At 68.5% G+C, this 3859-nt stretch carries 5 protein-coding genes; all 5 read right to left on the bottom strand.

Features of this window, described 5'->3' with window-relative positions; genetic code table 11:
- Positions 1–374, bottom strand: a 374-nt coding sequence (locus RF640_RS18685) for a replication initiation protein (protein ID WP_368828642.1), incomplete at its 3' end; no start/stop codon positions are given.
- 163 nt (positions 375–537) lie between these two features.
- Positions 538–795: a hypothetical protein gene (locus RF640_RS18680; RefSeq protein ID WP_368828641.1), complete on the bottom strand. Its 258-nt coding sequence runs from the start codon at positions 793–795 to the stop codon at positions 538–540.
- 18 nt (positions 796–813) lie between these two features.
- Positions 814–1416, bottom strand: coding sequence for a hypothetical protein (locus tag RF640_RS18675; protein WP_368828640.1), 603 nt, complete (start codon positions 1414–1416; stop codon positions 814–816).
- Positions 1404–2525, bottom strand: coding sequence for a transglycosylase SLT domain-containing protein (locus RF640_RS18670; protein ID WP_368828639.1), 1122 nt, complete (start codon positions 2523–2525; stop codon positions 1404–1406). The genes RF640_RS18675 and RF640_RS18670 overlap by 13 nt, the downstream gene beginning before the upstream one ends.
- A gap of 33 nt (positions 2526–2558) precedes the next feature.
- Positions 2559–3329 carry a hypothetical protein gene (locus tag RF640_RS18665; RefSeq protein WP_368828638.1) on the bottom strand — a complete coding sequence of 257 codons (771 nt, stop codon included), beginning with the start codon at positions 3327–3329 and terminating at the stop codon, positions 2559–2561.
- Positions 3330–3859 lie beyond the last annotated feature (530 nt).

Genomic DNA, 3859 nt, shown 5'->3' with positions numbered 1-3859 from the left:
GCCCGCTGCACCGCCTCCGCGTAGCGGATCGGACCCGGCCGAGCACCCTCGCCCCGGTAGACCGGTTCGATGGCCCACCCGGCCTGGGCATGACCAGTCTGCGGGTTCTCGATGATCCAGGTCGGCTCGGGCACAGCCGGGTGCATCAGGTTCAGCAACGCGTCCTCGTCATCGACGTCCACGACGAGGAAGTTCAACCAATCGGCCGGATTGAGTTGGATGAACGCGAAGTCACCAGCAGGACGCCCACGGTTCGGGAACGCCTGCGACTTGGTCTGACCGCACCGGAAGTACTCGATCCGGTGGTGCTCAAGGAACCGGCGGGCCGGGGTCTCGGGGCAAAAAAGGGCAATATCCAGCAAGGCGGGGTCCACTTGCGGACGCGCCTCAGGTACACTAGGGGACACAACAGTCCCCTGGTAATGGGTTCATATGCGGTTCTCATCCGGTTTCTGTTGAACCAGCTGTCTCGGTCGGCAAACTTGCGACAGCTGATTGACTTCGACGGCCCGCCCTCCACGGCGGGCCGTCAGTCGTTTAAGCGGTTTTGGTGATGGGGAGCTCCTCAGCGTTCTGCCGGTCGTCTATCGCGTTCGGTAATCCGTAGTCACGGTCGATCAGCGCACCGATGTAATCAGCCTGGGACAGGCCGAGAGCGGCCGCCTTCTCGAAAGCGCGGCGGTGCTGTTCAGGAAGCACCCGCATGCTGAACGGGACTCTGCGCCCGATCATCTTGGGGGGCTCGTATTCCTTCATGGAATCAGCCTGCCACATGTACATGACATTGAACAGCATCGGGTGTCCGTGTCGGGTTTACTTGCTGGTGCCCACGTCATGGGTCTGGTGGCCAACGACGTCCCAATGCCCGTTGTGCTTCTCGAGGTAGATGACGACCTGGCGTTGGCCGGTGGCCTCGATCTCATGACCGTCGCGGCTGATCCACCGCCAGGTGACGTCGTAGGCGCGGATGGCTCTGTCTGTGGCGACGTCGCGGGAGACGTCGCCGACGGCCGGGATGAGGCTGGGCGCGCTGTAGGCCTGGTGTTCGGCTGGTTCTAGCCAGGCGGCCTGGTTGCCGTTGCGTTCAGGCTCGACCTGATTAGCGGCCCAATCCTCTGACATCAGCGGTTTGGTGCGGATCGCGGCGGCGGTTTGGGTGCGGTCGGTGGCGGTGTCCCAGGAGTGCAGCATCAGCGCGGCGGTTTCGGCGGTGGCCTCCACGTCGGCCCGGTCCACGGTGTCCGGGTCGGGGAAGGTGCCCTCTCCAGGGGTGTGCTCGGTGGGGGAGGGCGTGGCCGTGGCGGGGGCGGTGGTCTGCTCGCTGGTCTGCTGTGCTCCCTCGGGCCCGCAGGCGGTCAGGGGCAGCAGGCACAGGGTGAGGGCGGTGATCAGGCGGTGTCGGGTCAATTCGGCCATGCTCCTTTTTGTTTGAGGATGGGCTCGGGGTCGAGGTTGTGCCCTTGGTAGGGGAAGACCATGTCCGGGGCGTTGGGTTTGTAGATCTCGAAGTGCAGGTGCGTGGCCATCCCGAAGCGGCCGCGGTTGCCCTCGATACCGATGACGTCGCCGCGTTTGAGTTGCTGGCCTTTGGCCACGTCCCAGGAGTGCAGGTGGCAGAAGGCGAAGCCGAAGTCGGGGTCATCCCCGTTTTCCTTGGCGATCACGCACCCATCGGTGGCGTTGAACCCGGTGATTCGCAGAGCCGTTGGTGCGACGACGACTCCGCCGCGGCCGTTGCCGGCCCCGGGGGTGGCGATGTCCACGCCCTCGTGCTGATTGGCCCAGGACGGGGCGCCGGCCAGGGCGCGGCCGCCGTAGCCGGAGGTGAACACTCCACCTGGTAACGGGGTGGTCCACTCGCCGTCGCCGAGGTCTCCGTCCCAGGCTAGGGCCCCGGTGGGGGCCTGGCAGTGGGCGGAGAACTGGGACTGGCCGGTGTCCAGGATCGTGTCGATGTAGTCGCGGGTCTCCTGGTACGGCGGCACACCCTGGTGCTGCTCCACTGCCCCGGGGCCGGCGTTGTAGGCGGCCAGGGTCAGACGCACGAGCTCGCCGGCGTCGTCGCCGGCGATCGGTCGCACTTCGGTCTTGAGGGCGGCCATGTAGCGGCCGTAGGCGGGGATTGCGTCGTCGGGGTCGAAGGGGTCCCCACCGTTGCCGTAGGTGGCCCAGGTGGCGGGCATGAACTGGGCGATGCCTTGGGCGCCGGCCGGGCTGGTGGCGTCCGGGTTCCACCCGGATTCCTGGGCCAGTTGTGCCGCCACCACGCTCACCGGCAGCCCGGCGGTCCGGGCGGCGTCTTCGACCAGTGGTGCCCAGCCGTTGGGGATATTCGGTGCCCGCTGCTGGCCGCTGTCGTTGCCCGTGGTGACGGCGGTGACGGTGCAGGAGCTGGCTGAGGCCTGTTCTTCGTCCTCGGCCAGGGTGGCGACGAGCACGGCGAGGGCCACGATCGAGCCGATACTGAGGACCAACAGCAGCGCCACGAGGGTGCCGAGGGCACGGGGGGATCCAGCAGCGGACATGGCAGCCTCCTGGGGGGATGGGAGGTCTGGGGGTCAGAGCTGGTCGATCAGGGTGGCGGTGGCTTCCTCGTAGGCCCGCACGGTGGCTGGGTGCAGGGCGTCGAAGTGGAAGGCGCGTCCTTCTTGGAGGGACTTGTCGAAGGGGATGACGACGGTCCCAGCGAGTCCGACCGCTTGGGCGTACTCGCGCAGGCGGGTGAGGCGTTCGGTGTTGTTGGTGGCGGTGTTGGAGACCACCAGCACGGACCGGGCCAGCTTCTGCCCGTGGCCCTCGGCGGCGACGGCGGCCACGGTGGCCTCCAGCAGCCGGGCGTCGTCCTCGCGGTTGTGGGCCACCAGCACCAGGGAGTCGGCCACGTCCACGGCGGCCCGCCAGGTGGAGGACTGGGCGGAGTTGCCGGTGTCGAGCAGGATCAGGCTGTAGAGGGACCGCAGCGTCTCGTGCGCGGCGCGTACGGAGCGTCCGTCCACCCGGGTGCGGTCGGTGCCCTCGGGTGGGGAGGCGAGCACGTGGATCCGGTCATCGCCCTGGGGTCGCACGTAGCGCACCAGATCGGCGGTGCGGCGGGTGACGGTTTCCAGGTTGCGGATCAGATCCAGGGTGGTGCGGTCGTGGCCGCCGGCCAGGGAGCGTTCGGCCAGGGTGCCCTGGTTCTCGTTGAACTCCCCGGCCAGGATGTTGCCCCCGCGCACCCGCCCGGCCGTGGCGGCCAGGTGGTAGGCGGTGGTGGTCTTCCCGCCCCCACCCTTGAGCTGGAGCACCGCCACGGTGCGGTGGGTGTCCAGGGGTCGCTGGATCCGCACCCGGCGGGCCCGAGACGCCCGCTCGGCGGGCGAGGCCGCCAGGGACAGTCCGAGCCTCTGGTTGCACCATCCGCGCCAGCCGTGGCGGGCGGGGGATTCGGGTGTCTCCGTGGTCGTCTCCCGGCGTAGCTGCAGGCGGGGATCTCCGGCCTCGGCGACGACAGGGGTCGGTGTGGAGCTGTTGGGCGCCGGGTCGTGGGCGGGCGTGTCGCCCGCGGTGGTCTCTGGCCGTGGGCCCGTAGCTGAGAGCTCAGATACGTCCCCTGAATGGGGGACATCGGCCTTGGGAAGCGTCTGCGGGGTCTCCGCGTCGATGGACGGCTCCGCGGGCTGGTGTTCGCTCAGGTCAGCGGCTGGTTCGGTGGTCCCCACCGGGCGTGTCGTCTGTTCAGGCTCCGGTACGAGGTCGTCGACTGTGACAACTCGTGAAGAGCCTCCACGGGAGGGTCGTTTCTTGGCCGAGGCACTGGCATCTGCTGTCACGGAGCCGTCCGCGGCGACGATCAGTCGCGTCTCCGGCTCGGTCACCG

Origin of the sequence: Kocuria sp. CPCC 205231 (assembly GCF_040980965.1) — a bacterium.
Lineage (GTDB): Bacteria > Actinomycetota > Actinomycetes > Actinomycetales > Micrococcaceae > Kocuria > Kocuria rosea.
The sequence above is the reverse complement of the archived record's forward strand: the minus strand, read 5'-3'. Positions and strand labels throughout refer to the sequence as shown.